General features: G+C 65.8%; 13 protein-coding genes. 7 read left to right on the forward strand and 6 right to left on the reverse strand.

Going from position 1 to position 20,653, the window contains the following annotated elements:
• Positions 1 to 22: 22 nt before the first annotated feature.
• A complete protein-coding gene (locus ACV17W_RS01040) occupies positions 23 to 1,894 on the reverse strand; it encodes an ABC transporter ATP-binding protein (RefSeq protein ID WP_462594616.1) in 1,872 nt (623 codons plus the stop codon).
• Positions 1,895 to 2,444: 550 nt separating this feature from the next.
• Here ACV17W_RS01040 and ACV17W_RS01045 point away from each other — a divergent pair.
• The 5 genes from ACV17W_RS01045 (at position 2,445) to ACV17W_RS01065 (ending at position 13,668) form a co-directional block, all read left to right on the forward strand.
• Positions 2,445 to 2,645 (forward strand): hypothetical protein, encoded by a 201-nt coding sequence (locus ACV17W_RS01045; RefSeq protein ID WP_462594617.1) that lies wholly within the window; start codon positions 2,445 to 2,447, stop codon positions 2,643 to 2,645.
• Between the two features lie 608 nt (positions 2,646 to 3,253).
• The gene (locus ACV17W_RS01050) at positions 3,254 to 11,122 is read left to right on the forward strand and encodes a hypothetical protein (RefSeq protein WP_462594618.1); all 7,869 of its coding nucleotides are present in this window, start codon (positions 3,254 to 3,256) and stop codon (positions 11,120 to 11,122) included.
• 111 nt (positions 11,123 to 11,233) lie between these two features.
• Positions 11,234 to 12,175 (forward strand): sulfurtransferase, encoded by a 942-nt coding sequence (locus tag ACV17W_RS01055; RefSeq protein ID WP_462594619.1) that lies wholly within the window; start codon positions 11,234 to 11,236, stop codon positions 12,173 to 12,175.
• 221 nt (positions 12,176 to 12,396) lie between these two features.
• Positions 12,397 to 13,482, forward strand: coding sequence for a YeeE/YedE thiosulfate transporter family protein (locus tag ACV17W_RS01060; RefSeq protein ID WP_462594620.1), 1,086 nt, complete (start codon positions 12,397 to 12,399; stop codon positions 13,480 to 13,482).
• A 15-nt stretch (positions 13,483 to 13,497) separates the two neighbouring features.
• Complete coding sequence (locus ACV17W_RS01065; RefSeq protein ID WP_462594621.1) at positions 13,498 to 13,668, forward strand: hypothetical protein; 171 nt, start codon at positions 13,498 to 13,500, stop codon at positions 13,666 to 13,668.
• A 96-nt stretch (positions 13,669 to 13,764) separates the two neighbouring features.
• Here the strand turns inward: ACV17W_RS01065 and ACV17W_RS01070 are convergent, their stop codons facing one another.
• Together ACV17W_RS01070 and ACV17W_RS01075 are read right to left on the reverse strand one after the other, a co-directional pair.
• Positions 13,765 to 14,484 carry an endonuclease gene (locus ACV17W_RS01070; protein ID WP_462594622.1) on the reverse strand — a complete coding sequence of 240 codons (720 nt, stop codon included), beginning with the start codon at positions 14,482 to 14,484 and terminating at the stop codon, positions 13,765 to 13,767.
• A 45-nt stretch (positions 14,485 to 14,529) separates the two neighbouring features.
• A complete protein-coding gene (locus ACV17W_RS01075; RefSeq protein WP_462594623.1) occupies positions 14,530 to 15,009 on the reverse strand; it encodes a VOC family protein in 480 nt (159 codons plus the stop codon).
• Between the two features lie 355 nt (positions 15,010 to 15,364).
• Between ACV17W_RS01075 and ACV17W_RS01080 the strand changes: the two genes are divergently transcribed.
• Together ACV17W_RS01080 and ACV17W_RS01085 are read left to right on the forward strand one after the other, a co-directional pair.
• Positions 15,365 to 16,357, forward strand: coding sequence for a hypothetical protein (locus ACV17W_RS01080; protein ID WP_462594624.1), 993 nt, complete (start codon positions 15,365 to 15,367; stop codon positions 16,355 to 16,357).
• A 26-nt stretch (positions 16,358 to 16,383) separates the two neighbouring features.
• The gene (locus tag ACV17W_RS01085; protein WP_462594625.1) at positions 16,384 to 17,541 is read left to right on the forward strand and encodes a hypothetical protein; all 1,158 of its coding nucleotides are present in this window, start codon (positions 16,384 to 16,386) and stop codon (positions 17,539 to 17,541) included.
• A gap of 93 nt (positions 17,542 to 17,634) precedes the next feature.
• Here the strand turns inward: ACV17W_RS01085 and ACV17W_RS01090 are convergent, their stop codons facing one another.
• From ACV17W_RS01090 to ACV17W_RS01100, 3 genes are all read right to left on the reverse strand, one after another.
• Positions 17,635 to 18,321: a DUF3313 domain-containing protein gene (locus tag ACV17W_RS01090; protein ID WP_462594626.1), complete on the reverse strand. Its 687-nt coding sequence runs from the start codon at positions 18,319 to 18,321 to the stop codon at positions 17,635 to 17,637.
• Between the two features lie 184 nt (positions 18,322 to 18,505).
• Positions 18,506 to 19,888 carry an amidase gene (locus tag ACV17W_RS01095; protein WP_462594627.1) on the reverse strand — a complete coding sequence of 461 codons (1,383 nt, stop codon included), beginning with the start codon at positions 19,886 to 19,888 and terminating at the stop codon, positions 18,506 to 18,508.
• 40 nt (positions 19,889 to 19,928) lie between these two features.
• Complete coding sequence (locus tag ACV17W_RS01100) at positions 19,929 to 20,651, reverse strand: ABC transporter ATP-binding protein (RefSeq protein ID WP_462594628.1); 723 nt, start codon at positions 20,649 to 20,651, stop codon at positions 19,929 to 19,931.
• Positions 20,652 to 20,653: the final 2 nt, after the last annotated feature.

Below are 20,653 nucleotides of genomic sequence, written 5' to 3' on the forward strand. Positions count from 1 at the left end.
GTTCGGTTCGATGCATATGGGTCTAGCCGGCCGCAGGCAGATTGGCGATGGGTGGGCTGTTTTCCCCGGCCGGGCGCCTCGCTGCGGGGGGTCGGTCGGGCACCGCATGGTGGTCCAGCGCCTGCAGGTCGAGCAGGCGGCGGTAGAGCCCCTGCTCGCGCCTTGACAATTCAGCGTGGTTGCCGGTCTCGGCAATGCGCCCCTTGTCGAAGACCAGCAGGCGGTCCATGGCGCGCACCGTAGACAGGCGATGCGCCACCACCAGCGTGGTGCGGCCCGCCATCAGACGTTCCATGGCCTGCTGGATCAGGCCCTCGCTTTCGCTGTCCAGGCTGGAAGTGGCCTCATCCAGGATCAGGATCGGCGCGTCGGCCAGGAAAGCGCGAGCCAGCGCCACCCGCTGGCGCTCGCCGCCTGACAGTTTGACGCCGCGCTCGCCGACGAGGGTCTCGTAGCCCTTGGGCAGCGCCACGATGAAGTCGTGGGCGCTGGCGAGCCGAGCGGCCTCTTCGATCTGGGCACGGCTGGCGCCAGGGCGCGCATAGGCGATGTTCTCGGCAAGGCTGCGATGGAACAGCACCGGCTCTTGCTGCACGATGGCGATCTGTCCGCGCAAGCTGGACTGCTGCACCTGCGCTATGTCCTGCCCGTCGATCAGGATGCGGCCTGTGTTGATGTCGTATAGCCGCTGTATCAGCTTGATGAATGTCGTCTTGCCGGACCCGGAATGTCCGACCAGGCCCACGCGTTCGCCGGGCGCGATGTGCATGTTCAGGTCATCGTACAGCGGGGTGGCGTGCGACCCGTAGCGGAATCCGACGTGCTCGAATCGAATTTCTCCCCGGCTGACCACCATGGGACGGGCGCCCGGCGCGTCGGCCACGGCCAGCGGCTGGGCATGCAGCGTGACCAGTTCTTCCATATCGTTCACCGAACGCTGCAGATTGCGTATGTGCATGCCGATGTCGCGCAGGTAGCCTTGCAGTATGAAGAACATCGTCAGCGCGAAAGTGATGTCGCCCACGCTGGCCTGTCCCTTGCGCCATAGCAGCAGCGCCGAACCCAGGATGGCGGCCTGCATGGCCGCGAGCATGAGGCCCTGCACGCCGCCGTTGACCGAACCGCGCACCCAGCCGCGGCGCGTGCGGTGCCGCCACTTGTTCAGGATCCACCCCAGCCTGGCTTCTTCGCGCCGTTCGGCGCCGAAGGCCTTGACCACCGGGTTGCAGGTCACGGCATCGGCGAGCACGCCGCCCAGGCGGGTGTCCCAGGCATTGCCCAGGCGCGCCGCTGGCGCCACGAAACCCAGCGATAGTGCGGCCGTGACGAGTACGTAGGTCAGCGAACCCAGGCCGACCACCGCTCCCATCACCGGCCAGTGCCATCCCAGCACCACGGTGGCGCCCACCAGCATGGCCAGGGACGGCAGCAGGGCGATCAGCAGGGTGTCGTTGAGCAGATCGAGCGACCACATGCCACGCGTGATCTTGCGCACGGTGGAGCCGGCAAAGCTGTTCGCATGCCAGTCGGTAGACAGCCGCTGCACGCGATGAAATGCGCGCGCGGCGACGTCGCCCATCATTTTCAGCGTGAGGGCAATGATGTTGAAGTACACCACCTGCAACAGCACGGTGCCACCCAGGCCTAGCGCGGCCAGTATCCAGAATGCAGTGGCCGCCTGGTCCCAGGCGGGGCCGTGACCGCCGGCGCCGGATGCGACCGCGTCGATCAGTCGTCCTGCGTACAGGGGAGTCAGGATGTCGGTGGCTGCTGACAGCAGCACCAGCACAATGATCAATGCGACACGCCACGGTTGTTCACGCCAGTGCCGGAACGTGAAACCCAGGACATCCTTGAAGGCCTGTCCACGAAAATCAATTGTTCTTCGAGCCATTTGTCACGCCCGGCGCCGTGCGCCGGGGCTCAGGTAGAAAACGGGAGAAGCAGACACGATGCGCGCCGGCGGGGGTGCCGGAATGCAGGGTGTAGCGGCTTGGGACGGACGAAGGGCCGGCCGTAAGTGTGATTTACGCGCCAGTAACGGCTAGCAGGCGGCCCAGCGCCAGCAACGACTTAATGGCGTTGCGCGGCCACGCTGGGGGATGCGGTACGAACTGCGGTCATCGAACGCCTCCCTGGTGGATGTAGAGAAATGGAAGAGGTGGGCAGGAAATTGCCCGAGCGCGAATCTTATCAGGGCGTAAACGCGCTTGGCAATATCCCGCGAGTGCCGCTCGCCCAGCGTAAGAATTACGCACGCGGCTTCCGTACGCCGCGATTCCCCCGGTGGGTATGCCGGGGGTATTCGACGCGACGACGCACGGGCCGTCGCGCTCAAGGCCTATCCCGGAAGTGGTCGGCCATCGCGAGGCATGGTCGTGCCGTGCCGCGCGGGTACACGAATTGCGAAGGGGCCGCTTCGTTGCCTTCATCAGGAGCGCGCCATGACCGACATAAATGATGTTCAAGCCGCCATGCGCCTATGGCACGAGGCTCATACCGCGGTAATGGATTTTTATGAGGCCCACAATGTGCTCGAGCCCGACAAGCATGAAGAATGGTTGGTGTTGCGCCGAGTGGAAGATCAGGTGCGGCAGCAGGCCGACAGGCTGATCGAGCAGGCGCGCAACGAAATGCCCGCGTGACACGTCGTGTCGTCCCTGCAGGCGCGGCGACGGCCCATGGCCCGGCGCGCGTCGGCGGACCGGCCCGTGACGTGGCCGGCGCCTGTGCGCCTCGCAAGGCCCTGGAACGCAACGGCCTGGGCGCATAGATCAGCCAAAAACGGCGTGCTCACGGCTGCGAGGCCTTGCGCCGTCGGCAGGGACATACCGTGCACGGCGCTGCATGATCCGGCAAGCCATCGCCGGGTTCGCCAGCAAGCGCGGGAAGCGAAAGCGGCTGGCTCTATCAGGAAAAGAAATCCAGGCGCTGGAAAATCAGTGTGACCGGCTGCGGTCTATGCCGCCCGGCTCCTTGGCTCGCGATCGGAAGACAGTCGTTGAGTTTCGGCCGCCATGTCAGAGGGGCTTCCGGCTTCCCTCACGCGGGCGATGCTCCGGGCGCGACGGCGGCGGGCGCGCTCCCGCCGACTTCCGGCAAGGCAGATTCATCGAGGAAAACCCTTAATTCATCGAAAAAATGCTGCGTCCCGCTGCATTTTAAGAATTAATCATGCCTGTCGGATTGTTACGGCGGGGCGCTCGTGCGCCCGCGCCTTGCTGAATACGCGGAGGACAGTATGGCCGGTGGGATGAAAACACGTCGCAAACAGGTGTATCGACGCCATGTTGTCGTGTCGTCGGTGACAACGGGGTTGCTGGCGAGCATGCAGCCGGCACTGGCGGCGTGCAGCGACTCCGGCGGCTGGCAATGCACCTACGGGGCGGGCGAATCCTACACACAGGTGCAGGGCATTTCGCAAGCCGGCTACAGTCCGCCGCACAGCGCCGGTACGACCGACGGCGGCCCCGGCCCGGACATCACTATCACAGACGCGGGCGCCAGCTTTACCGTCTCTAGCGGTTTCGATACTTACCGCGGCGTGCTCTACGGACAGAGCTTCGGTGGCGCCGGCGAAGACGCGGGCAAGGGCGGTGCTGCCGGACGCATCAGTATCTCGAGCGACGGTGCGATGGCAATCAACGCCAACGGTTCGGTCGACACCGGCGGCAATGTCGTTGTGGCGACGCCGCGGGCCTTCGTCACGGGCATCTCGCAGGGCGGCGATGGCGAAATGGACGACAACGACGACAACGATTCGAATGGCGGCAGGGGCGCCGACGGAAATCAGGTCGCTGTCCAGGTCGGCGTCAATGCCGCCTATGCCATCGACGGCACCATCGCCCGCAACTTCGAAGGCGTGCTGGCCCAAAGCGGCGGCGGTCAGGGCGGCAGGCAGAACAGCGCCTTGTTCGGCAATCAGCGCGGCGGCACAGGCGGCTCGGGCGGCCAGGCCACGGTAGAGAACCGCGGCGTTATCAAGGTAGGCGCGCAAGCGCCGCTAAACAGCTCCGCCGACTTGGTCAGCGGCATCCGTGCCTGGTCATTCGGCGGCTACGGCGGACACTACAACGGCAACGCCGGTTCAGGCGGGACGGTGGACGTTCAACACGTCGAGGGCGCCGAACTCCAAGTGCGGGTGAATTCCACACACGCGAGTCAGAATGTGTATGGCATTCTTGCCGACAGCGAAGGGGCTCAGGGGTACCGGTCCGAAGACAATGACGACAGGGGCGGCCAGGGCGGTCATGGCGGCGCGGTCACCGTGACGGTCAGCAGCGATATCTTGGTGGACGTCATGGGCGAGATCGATTCCGGCGCGGCCGTCCGTGCCGTAAGCCATGCAGGCAAGGGCGGCACCGGGCCCAATGGCAACACGGGGGGCGACGGCGGCGACGCAGGGCGGGTGGCCGTGGCGCTGAAACGGGCCGGATCCGACTTCGATATTGCCACGTCAGGTTACGGCATGAACGGCGTAGTGGCGATCAGCCGGGGCGGCGAAGGAGGCGACGGCGCCGACCACACGGCCGTGGCAGGCCGATCGGGCGGGGGCGGCTTCGGTGGCGATGGCGGCAACGTGCAATTGAGCGCGGACGCCGGCGTCCGCGTGACAACGCGCGGCGACTTTGCCAGCGGGCTGGTCGCCATGTCTCTGGGCGGCGGCGGAGGTACCGGCGGCGAATTCATCAGCATCATCGGCGGCGGGGCCGGCAATGGGGGCAACGGCGGCAATGCCGGCCAGGTGGAAGTCGTCAGTGGTGCGCAGATCAACACGTCAGGTGCCTTCTCTTACGGCATTCTGGCCCAGTCGATTTCCGGGGGCGGCGGGGCGGGCGGCGTCGCTGCCGGCGTGGTGGTCGGCCTTGGGGGCGACGGCCAGGCGGGCGGAACGCCTGGCGAGGTCACCGTGACCAACACGGGCGCGATCACGACCATCGGTGAAGGCTCGCACGGTATCGTGGCGCATTCGATCGCCGACGGCGGCGGCGCGGCCGGCGGCGCCGGAGGCATCTTCGCTATCGGCGGCAACGCGACGTCCACCCATGAATCCCATGGCGGCAAAGTCGTCGCGGCCAACCATGGCGTCATCTTCACCTCAGGCGAGTCGGCCAAGGGCTTGCTGGTGCAGTCGATCGGCGGAGGTGGCGGTACGGGCCAGAGCGGCCGCGATGATGACGACGATGAAGGCGATGGCGGTTCTTCCATGGGGCTGATCGCCGTTGGCGGGCAAGGCGCCGCGGGCGGGGACGGCGGCGCGGTCGATGTGACGGCACTGGGCTCGATCACGACGCGCGGCGAATTTGCCCACGGGGTGGCGGTTCAGTCCATCGGCGGCGGTGGCGGGGACGGTGGCGGCGCATTCGACCTCGCAATCGGTGCAGGTGTCGCCATTGGAGGCGCGGGCGACGGCGGCGGCGATGGGGGGCAGGTGACCGTCACGGGCGCCGAGACGGCACGCATTCAGACCTGGGGCTATGGGGCCACGGGTGTGTTGGCCCATTCCGTGGGCGGCGGCGGGGGGACTGGCGGTTTCGGCAATGGGGCAGGCCTTGCGGACGCGACCATGCAGATCGGTGGCGTGGGCGGCGGCGGCGGGTCGGGCGGCAACGTCACGGTAGACCGCGTCAACCTCGAGATCGAAACGGCGGGCGGAAGGGCCACCGGCCTGCATGCTCAGTCCATCGGCGGTGGCGGCGGCGTGGGCGGCGGCGTCCTGACGGCCACCGTGGCCGCTGGCATGGCACTGAACATGAGCGTGGGCGGGTCAGGGGGGGTGGGCGGCGATGGCGGGCAGGTCGCGGTGAAGCTCGCGCAGACGCGCATCAAGACCACTGCCAGCGTCGCGCCTACTGAAGATACCGAAGACGGCGACACCTCGAATGCCATCTTTGCGCAGTCCATAGGGGGAGGCGGCGGCGATGGCGGAAACTCCGTCATTGACAACTTCATTGTGGCCGTACCGATCGAAGGCGTGGGCGTGTCTTTACCCATCAACCTCGGAGTCGGGGGTACGGGCGGCTCGGCGGGAGATGGCGGCGCGGTCGAAGTTGACCTGACCCAGACTGTATTGGAGACCAGCGGCCAGTATTCGCGCGGCATTCTTGCCCAATCGGTGGGTGGCGGCGGCGGCAGCGGCGGCGATTCGTCGGTGTACTCGTTGGCTCTGGCGTACCCGGCGGCCCTCAATGTGCAGTTGCTGGCGGCCGTGGGTGGCCAGTGCCTGGACGGGGATTGCGGCGGCGGTGACGGGGGCACGGTGAATGTGGACCTGAAGCAAAGCACCATCTCGACCGCAGGCGACTACGCATCGGGTGTGCTGGCGCAGTCCGTGGGCGGCGGAGGCGGTTCGGGCGGGTCCGCTTTTACTTCGCACTATGCGTTGGGCACCTTCGCCAACATCGCGGCGTCGACGGCTGTGGGCGGCAGGGGCGCGGTGGGGGGCGATGGCGGAGCGGTCCAGGTGCGCCAGGACGCTGGCAGCTACATCGCGACGACGGGATCCGGCGCGCGCGGCATCGTTGCGCAGTCGGTAGGTGGCGGGGGGGGCGAATCCCAAGGCATCGCCGCCGCGGCGACCTTGGGCGGGCAGCTGGTCCCCGGCGAGAGCGTGCTGCCTCGACTCGACCTGGTCCTGCAGGTGGGCCGCGAGGGGGCAGGCGGCGGCGACGCTGCGGCGACCACCGTAGACAACGCCGGCATTATCTCGACACTGGGGCGCAACAGCGACGGCATCCTGGCGCAATCCATCGGCGGCGGAGGGGGGCTGGGCGGCTCAGTCGGCGCGCGCGATGATTCCACCCTCAACAATGTCTCGGCATTGCTCAAGCATCTCCGAACCAACGGTCATCGCCTTCGGCTGAACACCAGTGGTCGCCTGGCGGTGGGCATCGGGGGCACGGGAGGCGTGGGCGGCACAGGGGGCCATGTCACCGTCCAGAACCGGGGCAGCATTGTCACCGCCAGTGATTACGCCGACGGAATCGTGGCGCAGTCGATAGGCGGCGGGGGCGGCGCGGGCGGACTGGCCGTCGTCGATAGCCTGTCTTCTCTGTATTCCGGAACAGTGTCCATCGGCGGAAGCGGCGGCGCCGGGGGCCAGGGCGGGCAGGTGGATATTCAACTGCATGACGGGTCGTCCATCGTGACGCAAGGCGGCACGGCGTACGGGGTGCTGGCGCAGTCCGTGGGAGGTGGTGGCGGGCAAGGCAATACAGGGACGGCCCTGTTCAGCGGCACCTTCAACCTGGGGACGGCGGTCGGCGGCATTGGCGGCGACGCCAGCCACGGCGGCGCGGTCAATTTCGCGGCCAGTGGCGGCCACCTCGTGCAAACTTTAGGCGACGGTTCTCACGGCGTGGTGCTGCAGTCGGTCGGAAACGGGGGCGGCGCCGGCGGCACCTCCGATTTCGGTGCAAACGCCTACCTCTTCAACTATTCCGTGGTGATGTCTCTGGGCGGCCACGGCGGCAATGGCGGCAATGGCGGCACGGTATCGGCCTGCGCCTACCCGTCAGATTGCTCGCGCGTGAACATCGCCACGGCGGGACATCAGGCTGCCGGGCTGGTGGCGCAGTCGGTGGGCGGAGGCGGCGGTGTCGGCGGCGTCAACACAATTTCGAATCCCAAACGTTTCTGGGGCGCCATCCGGCCGTTCAACGTGACCGCCGGCATCGAACTCGGCGGCAAAGCGGGCGCTGGCGGCGACGGCGGCAGCGTGGCAGTGGAAGGAACATTCGACATCACGACCGGCGGGGATTTTTCGCCCGGCCTGCTGGCGCAATCGATAGGCGGCGGAGGCGGCCTCGGGGCGGTCCGGGCGGAATATCCATGGCAGTACGGCGTGTTCTCTGAACACACGACGGCCCGCTTCACCGTGCACCTGGGCGGCAGCGACGGCGAGGGCGGCGACGCCGGCGTGGTGTCCGTGCAGAACGCGGGCAACATCGCGACCCGCGGCGGTTTTTCACATGGCATAGTGGCGCAGTCCGTCGGCGGAGGGGGGGGCGTGGCAGGCTCGGTGGTCAAGCCGGTCGCCATGGACGATACCAGCGATCCCACGGGCGGCCTGCCCTTGGAGTCTGCCCAATTTCTCACGGTGGGCGGAGCGCTGGCTGGCCTCGACGAGGCCAATTACGGTATCGGCGACAGCAACCCGCTCAAAGAGCAGGACGCGGTGTCGGTTGCCGCGCTCGGTTCCGTCGCCACGGGCGGTGACTGGGCCGTCGGCCTGCTTGCGCAGTCTATAGGCGGAGGCGGCGGCGCGGGCTACGTGGGCGCCATGACGGAAGGCCAATCGACGTCCACCGAAGGATCTGTAAAGGTGGGCGGCGGCGCGGGCAGCAACGGATACGGTGGCGACATTGCCGTGCGGGTTGATGGCTCCGCCGACACTGGCTTCGTCACGACCGGCACGGGCGCCTACGGCATTCTGGCGCAGTCCATCGGCGGTGGCGGCGGCCTGGGGACGGCGATCGCAGCTGGAACGGGTATCACCACGAACGTCGGCGGGACGCAGTCCGAGAGTTCGTCCCATACTCAGGATGGCGGCAAGGTGCGATTCTACGGGTCGAAGACCGTGCTCACGCGCGGCGCCGACGCGCATGCCGTGGTGCTGCAGTCTATCGGCGGCGGCGGCGGCGTGGGCGGCATGAGCCTGCCTGCCGATGGCGGCAGCGTGGCGGGTGACATCGTGGTGGGCGGCACCGATCATGGCAATGGCCAGATCGTGACCGTCGACAACGTGGCGCTGCGCATCGGAACCGGGGGCGACCGCGCCTTCGGCCTGGTGGCGCAGTCAATCGGCGGCGGCGGTGGAATCGCAACCGCCGGCGCCGCCGCAGGCCTGTCGCAGGTTACCCTGGGCGGCCAGGGCGCCGCTGTGGGCCACGGTGGCGAAGTTACCATCCGATTGGTCAACGGCACCCAGATCCAGACCAATGGCCGCGGTGCGCATGGCCTGGTCGCGCAATCCATCGGCGGCGGGGGCGGCATTGCCGGCGACCCTTCGGTCGCGCCGGTGGCGGTCGGGCCCGCGGGCGCGGATGGCGGAGCGGATGCCGGCGGTGGCGATGGCAATGTCGTCACGCTGAGCGTCGATGCCGACATCGTCACCACCGGTGACAGGGCGTTCGGCATCCTGGCGCAGTCGATCGGCGGCGGCGGCGGGCTGCGCGGCGACGCTTCAGCGTCCTCGGCGGGATCTGCCGCGGCCGGCCGCACCGGCAGCGGTGGGATGATCCACCTTGCCCAATATGGCAACGTGCAGGCGACGGGATACGACTCGGTCGGCATCTTTGCACAAAGCCAGGGACCGACCGCCGACGGCGGCATGGATATCACCATTAACGGCAATGTCATGGGCGGCGAGGCGCAAGGGGCCGGCATCTGGCTGACGGGCGGCAACCAGAACTGGCTTGCGGTGCAGTCGGGTGCGTACGTGTCGGCCGTGTCGGGTACAGCCATTCGATACGACGGCACACGCGACATCAATGCCGGCAGTGTGACCACGGTCCAGAACTACGGCACCATCGTCGGCGATATCGAGTTGCATGCCCTGGACAGTGTCGCTGCGGGCACCGTCAACAACATGGGCGAGATCGATCCCGCGACGCAGGCGCGCGCAGCGTCGCCCGCGCGTGGGGGCGTACTGGCGGGAGCGCGTCGCTACGATGCGAACGTCGTCAATGACGGCACGCTTATCGTGGGCAGGAATGCCGTCATCGACAGCACTGTGATCTCGGGCGACTTCGTCCAGGGAGCGCAGGGCACCTTGATGGTTGATGCCGACTTCGACCGGCACATTGCAGACCGGCTGATCGTCCGGGGCAATGCGCGGCTCGACGGCCGGCTGGACATTGCAGCGCTGTCGCTGCTGCCGGGGCGGCGCGTCACCGTGCTGACGGTCGACGGAGAAGCCAGTGGCCAATTGACTCCCCGCCAATCGCCGGTCTTCGACTACGCGTTGCATCGAGAGGGACCGCACTACCGGCTGTCGGTAGACGGCGCGAATTTCTCCGCGCCGGCGCTGGGGCTGGGCAAGCGCCAGTCGGCCTTGGCCGGCCACCTTCAGGAAATCTGGGACGCCGGGGCGCCGGGCGCTTTCGGCCGGCTGTACGCGGCGATCGACAACGTCAGCTCGCAGGGCCAGGGGGGGTACGGCAAGCTGCTTTCCCATCTGTCGCCCGACGTCATGCTGGCGCCGGCGGCCCAGATGCAGGCCGGCATGATGCGGTTCGGCAATAGCCTGATGAGCTGCCCCACCTTCACGGGCAACACGGCGATGGCCGCAGAAACCGAATGCGTCTGGGGTCAGATTTCGCATCGCGACACGCGTCAGGGCGCCAGCGACGGCGCGGCGGACTACACCTCGGACAGCACCACCTATCAGGTGGGGGCGCAGAAGCAAGTTGCCCCGCAATGGTTCGTGGGGATGTCGGCCGCTTATCAGAATGAACGCATTCGCGGCGACGGCGGGCGCGTCAGCAGCAAGGGCGACAGCGGCTTCCTGGGCATTTCCCTGAAGCACGAAATCGGTCCCTGGTTGTTGGCGGCGGGCCTGAGCGGCAGCTACGGCAGCTACGATACGCAGCGGCAGGTCGGCGTCCCCGGCTACGATCGCAGCGCCAGCAGCGATCCGGATGTCTACAGCAGCGCCTTGCGCCTGCGGGCGGCGCGCACCTTCGCCTACCCGTCGTTCTACCTCAAGCCCTACCTGGATATAGACGCGATATATGCACGCATGCCGGGCTATCGCGAAAAAGGCAACGACCTGGCCCTGCGGATCGACAGCAGCGACCAGTTCACGCTGGCCTTCTCGCCGACTTTCGAAATCGGTGGACGCGTCGATATCCGGGGCGCGACACTCCGACCGTACGCCTACGTCGGCGGCAGCTTCCTGACCGACGACGAATGGAAGAGCCAGGCGCGATTCGCAGGAGCGCCGGATGGCAGCCGCGGTTTTCAGACCTCGATGCCCATGGACGACGCGGTGGCGCGGGTAGGGGCAGGGCTGCAGATCTCTACGCATGGCGGCGCAGATGTGCGGCTGCAGTACGAGGGTGAATTCTCCGGCCGCACCTCTAGCAACAGCGGTTCGTTGAAGGTGAACATCCCGTTCTGATGGCTTCCGAGTACGTACTTTTATATATATAAAAATGATCAAATAGTATTTTCTTATACATATGAATAATGAAAGAATGGGCCTTGAGCCGTTCTTTCTGGTGTTTACTCTATGAAGCGCATTCCCCAACTGTTCGCCACGGCCGTACTGGCAGCCGGCGCCGCTTTCGGCGCCCATGCCGCGGCGCCGCTGCTCACGCCGGCCGAGCTGGACACCGTGCGTACCGCCCCCGCCGTGCGCATCATCGACATCCGCCCCGCCACGGATTACGCGGCCAACCATATTCCGGGCGCCGTCTCGGCGCCTTACGCGCAATGGCGCGGGCCCGCCAACAACCCGGGCCAGTTGCCGCCGACCGATAAGCTCGCCGACCTGGTGCGCAGTCTGGGCATCGACAAGAACGTGCACGCCGTGGTGGTGTCCTCCGGGGCCGATGCCACCGATTTCGGCAGTTCCGCCCGTGTGTACTGGACCCTGAAATACCTGGGCCTGTCCGAACTTTCCATCCTCAACGGCGGTGTGAAAGCCTGGGCAGAAGCCGGCTTGCCGCAAGACCAGGCCGTGCCTGGGGTGGCGGCCAGTAACTACCAGCCCGTGCTCAACACGTCGTTGATCGCCACGCAGGAACACGTGCTGGCGCAAATCCACAACCCGCGTACGCAGTTGGTCGATGCGCGCCCCGCAAACTTTTTCCGCGGTGAAGTGAAGGCGCCTACCGCCAAAGTGCCGGGCACCATCCACAAGGCCTTGAATCTGGAACACAGCAAGTGGTTCAAGCCGGGCACGGCCATCTTCGTGTCTCCTGAAGAAGCCAGGGCCATCGCGGCCAGCTCGCTGCCCGACCCGGCCGACGAGACCATCTCGTTCTGCAACACTGGACACTGGGCCGCCACCGATTGGTTCGCCCTGTCCGAGGTCGTGGGGCAGAAGAATGTGACGCTGTATCCCGCCTCGCTGGCCGACTGGACCCAGGCCCCGCAAGCCCTGCCCATGGATAACGTTCCCAGCCGCGGCCAGCAAATCATCAAGAGCCTGAAAGACCTGGTGAGCTGAGGCCGCATGCGGCCGCGACTGTGTCGTGGCGGCGGGCCCCGTCGGGGCAGCGGTCTCCCGTCTGGCCGTCAGCCGGGCGGCAGTGCCGCCGCGCGCCAGTCGCCGCGCGCCTCGGCGCGTCGTCGAACTCAGCTGTCGCCGCGGGCGTTGCCTGGCGACAGGCGGCATGCCCGGATTCACGGCCAGACACATTTCCTCTTATATTTTTTGCAGCAACCACCATGACTCGACTTCCGCTTGCGGCCTTGCTGGCCGCGTTTTTTCTGGCCCTGGCCTGGTTTGTTTCGTTGCGACAGGCAGTGCTCTTCCTCGTCGGCATCGGTATGGGGAGCGTGCTGGCCGGCGCGCGCTTCGGCTTCACCACTGGCTGGCGGCGCCTGATCGAGCAGCGGGATCCCAGCGGCGTTATGGCGCAACTGTTGCTGCTGGCGCTCGCCGCCGCGGTGTCCATGCCTTTGCTCGCAGCGTTTCCCACCGATCTGGGTGCGGCGCTGGGGCCACCCAGCATCAGTTTGCTGGTGGGAGCGTTCGTGTTCGGGGCCGCCATGCAGGTGGCCGACGGCTGCGGCTCGGGCACACTTTACAAAGCCGGCATGGGCGTGCCGCTCAACATGGTGATATTGCCGATGTTCGCATTCGGCAGCTTCCTGGGCTCCGCGCAACTCGACCAATGGCTGCAGCTGGGCGCCACGCGCCCGGTCAGCCTGGTGGCCAGTTTCGGCCCCTGGGAAGCCTTCGGACTGACCTGCGCGGGATTGCTGCTGCTGGGGCTGGCCGCGCGCGTGTGGGTGGGCAAGGGCGCTTCCTGGTTCTCTCGCCAGCTGCTCATCGGCGCCGTGCTGCTGGCGATACTGGCCATGCTGAACCTGCTCATCGCCGGCCAGCCCTGGGGCGTGGTCTATGGCTTCGGGCTGTGGGCCGCCAAGATCGCCACCGCCGCCGGCCTCTTCGACCCCGCAGCCAATGCGTTCTGGAGTCAGCCGGTCAACCTGGCCAATCTGTCGCAGTCGGTATTCCTGGACGTCACTTCCATCACCAACATCGGCATCCTGGCCGGAGCTTTGCTGATCGCCGCCCGCAAATCGTCAGGCTCGACAGAGCGCATCCCGTTGACAACCAAGCAGTGGGTCGTCGGCATTGTTGCCGGCTTCCTGCTGGGCTACAGCTCGCGACTGGCCTTCGGCTGCAACATCGGCGCGATGGTCAGCGGTATTTCGACCGGTAGCCTGCATGGTTGGATCTGGGTGCCGCTGGCATTCTGCGGGTCGCTGATCGGCGTGCGCATCCGCCGTCATTACGCCTTTTGACGGGAAGCTACCCATATGACTAAAAACGTATCCTGGTTGGGCGTGGCCTTCTGGTTGGCGCTGGCCGCATTCTTTGCCTGGGATTGGGCGGCGTCCGAGCCGGTCAACCTTCGCCGCGAACCTCCGCTGGTCGCGGCGGGCTCGGGCCAGGCGCCTTCGGGCGGGCACTGCGCGTCAACGTTCTGACGCCCTCGAGGCGGGCCGGTGCGCATTCAGTCGTCCCCGGCGGGCATCCGCCCGAGGCGCTGGCCGACGCTGGCTGGGGCACCACAGTATCAGGGCTCAGGGGCATTGCGTCGCGATGGCGCGCGGGTCGCTCACAAAACGATTGCTGTTGCCCTGCACTGCGCGTATTCGTCGGTCGCGCTCGCGTTCCTGCGCCGTTACCGGATAGGTGCGGGCCCACACGCAATATAAGCGCCGTTCCTGTGCGCTGAGATTCAGGCGATAGGTCTCCACCATGTAGAAAGTGGCGCGTGCAATTGCGCCGCGCGCCCGCTGGGGCGGCTGGGCGCGGCGGGCCTTGAAGTCCACCACCATCTGGCACTGGCCATACATGCGGGGTTCGCGGTCCCATACGGTGAACCTGAAGTTGCTGCGGTCGTTATTCAGCTCGCCGATGGCGGGCACCAGGTTGTGCAGGTCGCCTTCCGCCTTGCGAAACACCGCGTCGCTGGTCGAGCACTGCTTGCGGCCGCCGCGTTGCCAGCACTGGCGCTGATGCCCGATGGCCCAGGCCGGCACGATGTGTTCCCATTCGACACGCTGCGCGCGGTTCGCGTCTTTGCGCACCCGATAGCCGCAAGCGCCCAGATCGACCTTCTTGCCAGCGTAGGGGCAACCGCAATAGAAAGTGGAGCCCGAGGCCCCATAAACGCGTGGCATTACCTGCTTGGCCCGCGAGAAATCTCGATGACCCGTGTCTGCAGCACGGGTGACCAGTTCGGCGGACGCGCCGGGGGACAGCAGGGTTGCAGCGAACAGCAATACGGCCAACTTCATGGGGCTGCAGTGTACCGGAGACGCACGGCCCCGCCGGCTCGATACTCATCCGCGCCAGGCCGCCTCGATGCGGGCGATGTCTATCCTCGTCATTTCCATCATGACCTCGAACGCACGCTTGGCCGCTGCGCGGTCCGGATCGCTGATGGCATCGAGCAGCACGCGCGGCGTTATCTGCCACGATATCCCCCATTTGTCCCGGCACCACCCGCATGCGTTTTCCTCGCCACCATGGCTGACAATGGCGTTCCACAGGCGGTCGGTCTCGGCCTGGTCTTCGGTGACCACCTGAAAAGAGAACGCCTCGTTGTGCTTGATGCCCGGTCCACCGTTCAGACCCAAGCAGGGAATACCCATGACCGTGAACTGAACCGTCAGCACGTCGCCAGTCTGGCCGGCGGGATAGTCGCCGGGGGCATGCAGCACGGCGCCGACCGAGCTGTCCGGAAAGGTGGCCGCATAGAATGTCGCGGCGTCCAGGGCCGCATTGTCATACCACAGGCAGATGGTGTTCTTGCTGGGCATGTCGAGTCTCCTCGGGGTGGGTGAGTGGGGTCCAGTGCGGGTCGCATTGGTCCTTGAGTGCGCTGAGCCACGCGCCATGCTGATTGTGCTGCAAGTTATTGCGGCCCGGAACCCGAGGCATGCGTCATCCTGCGGCGAGTCAGAAAGTACGAGCGCGCTGAGGTCGCGAGTCGCTTCCCATAGGGGCCACGCCGTCCACATCTTGCAAAGTAAGAAAAAACCTCATATTGTGTAAATAAAGTAAATGCGTCAGCGTACGTATCTACGCCTGGCGTTCGATTGGCGCGGTGTCCAGTGGCTGGCCCATGCCCGGCTCCTGCGCAATCCTAAAAATACCAATAAGGGGACTCCGGGCATGCCGAACGCAGTACGAAACGCGCCGCGCCGCGTAGATTTTTCGCACCTCATCTGCGCGCGCCTGGTGCGCCTGACCTGCACGGGCGGCGTGGCCGCGACGGTAACCGCATGCGCCACACTATTGCCCCACGGTGCCAGCGATACGAACTATTCCACGCCGGGTCACGCCTCGGCGCCAACGGCGCCGCTTCATTCCCTGGGCACGCTTCCGCATCCGGCTCTCAAGGGCCATGAGGCCCGTGCCCTGCAAGACCTCAACCGCATGATCGCCGAAGGCGAGACGCTGTTCGATATGGCGCAAGGCGCGGCTTGCGCAGTTCCATGGACCTTGAGCGACCAGGATCGCGAGGCGATTCGCGCGCAAGGCTATGGCGAACCCCAGCCGCCTTTGGCCTATCAGGTATCCATGATTTCCGGCGCATGCCCGACGCTTGCGGGTCTTGGGCAGGCAGCAGTCTTTGCGGGACCGGTGGAGTATCTCGAACACCAACACCAGCGGCACCAGTTTGGCGCCGACATGTATTCGGACATGCTGCACACCAATCGGGTGTCAGCGGTCTTCGTGGGTGGGCAGCCCACGGGCGAAAACACGACGCTGCGACGCATGTACGTCAAGACCTTTCAACGGCTGAACTCCGGCGAGGTCATCCAGCAAAAAGTGCAGGGTTACGATTCCAACCAGCCTACCTACCAGGTGACCTACCTTACCCGCGACGGCAAGGGCGAGCTTTCGGCTCCGGCGGTCTCGTTTTCCTACGACCTGGGTCACAGGCCCGGCAAACTCAGTGTGACCGTGACGGAATCCACCGGGCCTGGCCGCGCGTTGGTGACCCAAATCGAGGGCGGCAGACGCACAAGCCTCATGCGCATGCGCGATGGCATGCTGCATGGCTGGACGGAGTATTTCGACCCCGTCGTCGTGCGCGCAGTCGGCGGCCGCCAGTGCTATCAGCGGGGACAGTTGATCAAAGCCACAGAATGCCCGGATTGACGGCGGCAGTAAAGAGGACATCGGATATGCGACGAATGGGTCGGGCCGCCCTGGCAGTTCTGAGTTGTGTGGTCGTGGCGGGGTGTGTGAGTTATGACCCCTACGCTGCGTACACGCCGGAAGAGCGCGCGAAGCTGCAAGCCAATGACGCGATCAAGCTGCAGCAGTGGCAAGATGAAGTCAGCCAGCGACATGCGCAGCAGCTCGACAGGGAAACGCTGAACAACGAACATCTGGCGCACCGGATAGCGTCGGGAAATACTTCTCCCGTCCATGGCGTGCGCGTTCGTGGAAAGGATGACTTTGAAGGTAGCCTGAATTTCGAGCGTGATCCCTACGACAATCGATTGCGCACCGTCTATGGCAAGGGGGTTTATCGTTCCACAATCGGGGCCGGCATGGGCCCGACGCCGGCCAACGGGCAATACAGCGGCGATTTCAAGTATTTTGTGGACTCCCCGCGAGAGGGGCGGTTACGCACGGGCACGTATGTGCTGATCGGAGAGTTCATGCGCCATGACGGCGTGCGCAACGTCGGAATTTACGTTGCCGAGAACGTCATGGCCGATCAGCCCCTGCATTTCATTCCGGCGACTCGTCCCTATCTCGATGCCTTGGCTTCGCGCTACGCCGGGCAGGTACAGGCGTTCCGGAAGGAAGAGGAGCGAAGGTTGCAGGCCGAACGCGCATCCAACGGTGGCCTCTTCGGTTCCCTGCTGGCGCTGGGACTTGGCGGACTGATGCTGTCTTCGGCGGACATCCCGGGCGCCGACGTGGCGCAGATCGGCGCGGCATTGTTCAAGCACGTAATGACCGACGGGCAGTCACAGGCACTGGCCAGCATTGCCCGCAGCGGCAGGGGCGCATACGGCATGGGACCGCAGCGAACCGCGGCAGGCGCTTCGTCGGCCCGGGCGGTGCTCGCCGGCATGGGCATGGGGCAGGGCGGGCGCCCTGCGGGCGTGCCTGGGGCTGGCTCTGGCAGCAGCAGCCAGACCACGCAATACAGTTTCAGTTGTCCGGCCGGACACTCCAGTACCATCCCGATAACGTATAAGTCTGCGTCATGCCTGTCCGCCAAACAGGAAATGGCCCGCGCCTACGCCTGCAATATGGTCGACCAGTTCAGCCGGGTAGCCAGCAGGTGCAGCCAGGCCTGCGGATCGCCGCAGTGCGAGGAATGAGCCGACGCCTGGGGCTCGACCACGAGTGCATCGGCAGGGCGCGGAGAAGCCATCGAACAGGAGCCTGATGATTTGCCGAAACGGCCCTGGGCGCTATTTCGCGAGAACAAACCTTTTGATCTCGTTGGCAGCTCCGGTCGTCCATTCGTCGATCAGAGGCTGCAAATTGGCCAATTGCACCCCGCCTTGTCCCTGCGCGGCGTGCGCCACGCGCTCGCCGGTGCCCCCGCGCACCGCTGCGTACAGCAGTTCGTCGGTCACACTGTCGACCACGCGCGTCTCGACCGCGATTGAAGCTTCGCGCGGCAGCCCGCCGGCCATCGCGGCTTTGGCCCCGGTCAGTACCAGCGCAACCGGAATGTACTGGTAAGCCTTGAGCGACTCGGTTTCGGTGCCAACGGCGGTAATGGCGACGCTGACCCGCACAACGCCGGCTGCCGCGTGGTCGGTCAAGCGCACCTGCCTTCCCATCTTCTCGCGCAGCGACTGGTCTACCGCGGCCCGCACCTGTTCGAGCGTCTGGCTGGATACGTCTTCGGTGGGTTGCGGTTGCGGGTAGAACACCACCGGATCCAGCCATACCGCCTGGTAGCGCGCCGCGGTGAAATTCGGGTTCAGGTAAGCCATGCGTTCGCCGCCTCCGGGGGCGGGCACTTTGCGCAGTTGCGAGTAGTTCGACAAGAAGCCCGACTGCTTGGGCGCGGGCGTGCTGCAGGCGCCAAGCAGGGCAGTGGCGCACAGCCCCAGGCAGATCGTGCGCAGCGAGTTCCGGATCTTCATTGCTTGCTCCTTCGGTGACAGGGCGACGGCTTCGCAACGTTGCCACACGTGCGAGCGCTCATGCTGCGAAAGGTTACTCCGCCCGTGTGTCGCCAGCAATGGCAGGCCCGGCATCGGCAGGGGCCTCGTCCTGCCGCGTCCTGCGGCACAACGCCCGCGCCGGCACCGCGTGACGGCCGGCCCATCACGGGGCGGCGAGCGCCCGCTCTACCTGTACCGCAATCTCCAGCAGCCGCCGATCAGTGTTGGCGGCGCCCATCAACTGGTAGCCTATCGGCAGGCCGTCCACGGGCAGGGGCAGCGACGCAGCGCAAAGCCCCAGGTAGTTCGCCGGCTGCGTGTTCTGCGTCATGCCCAGCGCCAGGCTCAGGCCCTTCTCGGGGTCATCCAGTTCGGACAGCAGCGGCGGGAAGTCGGCGGTGGTCGGGCTCACCCAGGCGTCATAGCCCACGAAGCGTTGCGCCGCGCTCTGGCAGCTTCGGTTGCGTTTATCTTCGAGAGCCAGATATTCGTGGGCTTTCGCGTCCAGCCCCGATTCGACCCGCTTGGCGATCACCGAGTCCATGAGATGCTTGTTGGCCTGGAAATTGGCTGGACCCAGTAATGACAGCAACGACGCGGGCATCGATACCGGGAAATACGCTGCACGCTCGGGCGCCTCGGGCACCTCTATGTTTTCCAGCAGGCATCCCTTGGCGTGCAAGGTGTCATTGGCGCGCGTGAACGCATCGTGGATGCGCGCATCGATGTTGTCGCCGAAATGGTTCTGCGGCACGCCAAAGGTCAGCCGGTCGAGCCGTGGTCCGGTAGAGCGCTTGTCGTACTGGAAGCCGAACAGCATCGATGAAATGGTGTCGAACGCCAGCAGCGCGTCTTGCGCCGAGCGCGTGATCAATCCGATGGAATCTACGCGCGGATCCAGCGGGAATGCGCCATCCACTGGCCACAGGCCCGCCGTGGTCTTGATGCCGAACACCCCGTTGAACGCGGCCGGCACCCGTACCGAGCCGCCCGAGTCGGTACCGATTGCCAGCGCGCAAAGCCCCGCGCCCATGGCGACGCCTGACCCGGAACTGGACCCGCCCGGTGCGCGTTGGTCCTGCATGTCCGAGGAATTCCAGGGGGTGCCGCGCGGGCTGGAGTGGCCTGTGATGCCCAGGCACAGTTCCACGGCCTTGGTCTGCCCCAGGAACACGCAGCCGGCCCGCCGCAGCGCCTGGATGAACGTGGCTTCTTCGTCCCCCAGCATATGCGCCAGTTCAAGCCGCGATCCCACTCTGGGCGCGGGCATCTTGCGAATCACAAACACGTCTTTGATGGCGATGGGCACGCCCATGAGCGGCCCGAGGTCGGTGCCTGTCGCCAGCAGCGAATCCATCGCCCTGGCCGTGGCCAGCGCAGACTCGGCAGCCACCGATTCGTAGGCCAGCAACTTGGAGTCGAGCTGCGCGATGCGTTCCAGGTAGATCTTCGTGACTGCTTCCGATGTCACTTTTCCGGCACGCAGGTCCTGCGCGAAACCGGCAAGCCCGCGTTCAAGAAAGGGATCCAAAGGCAAACGGCTCATGGTGTCAATCTCCGAAAACAAGCTTCGAGACCTGTATGGCCTACAGGCCCAGATAGGCCTTCCTGATCATGGGATGGCCTTCCAGCATCTGCGCCGGGCCTTCCAGCACGAGCTTGCCATTCTCCAGCACATAAGCGCGGTCGCTGAACTGCAGTACCTGCTTGATGTTCTGCTCGACCAGCAACACCGGAAACCCCAGGTCGGCCACGCGCCGTATCGTTTGCATGACCTGTTTCACATACAGCGGCGACAAGCCCAGGCTGGGTTCGTCCATGATGAGCAGATCGGGCTCCAGCATCAACGCTCGCCCGATGGCCACCATCTGCTGTTGGCCGCCCGACAGCGATCCTGCGGTCGCGTGCGCGAACTTCTCCACATCCGGGAACAGGGCAAAGACCTTGTCCAGGTTCGCCTTTCGGCGCGCGCGCAGGCGAGGCAGGTAGGCGCCCAGCGCGATATTGTCTTTGACGCTCAGGTTCGGAAAGAGCTGCCGGCCCATGGGCACGTGGGCCAATCCGCGCTCGGCCATCTGGTGGGGCTCCAGTGCGGAAATCTCTTCGCCCTTGAATACGATCCGGCCCTTCCAGGGTTTGATCATGCCTGACACGGCGCGAAGAATCGTCGACTTGCCGCTGCCATTGCCGCCCACCAGCCCGACGAGTTCATTCTTCCGGACCTCGAGCGAGACATCGAAAACCACCTGCAGCGCCCCATAACCCAGGTCTGCGCCTTCGACTCTCAATATGGATTCTTCGTTGCTCATGG

It is taken from the genome of Bordetella sp. MIP270_01_BMS, assembly GCF_054958705.1.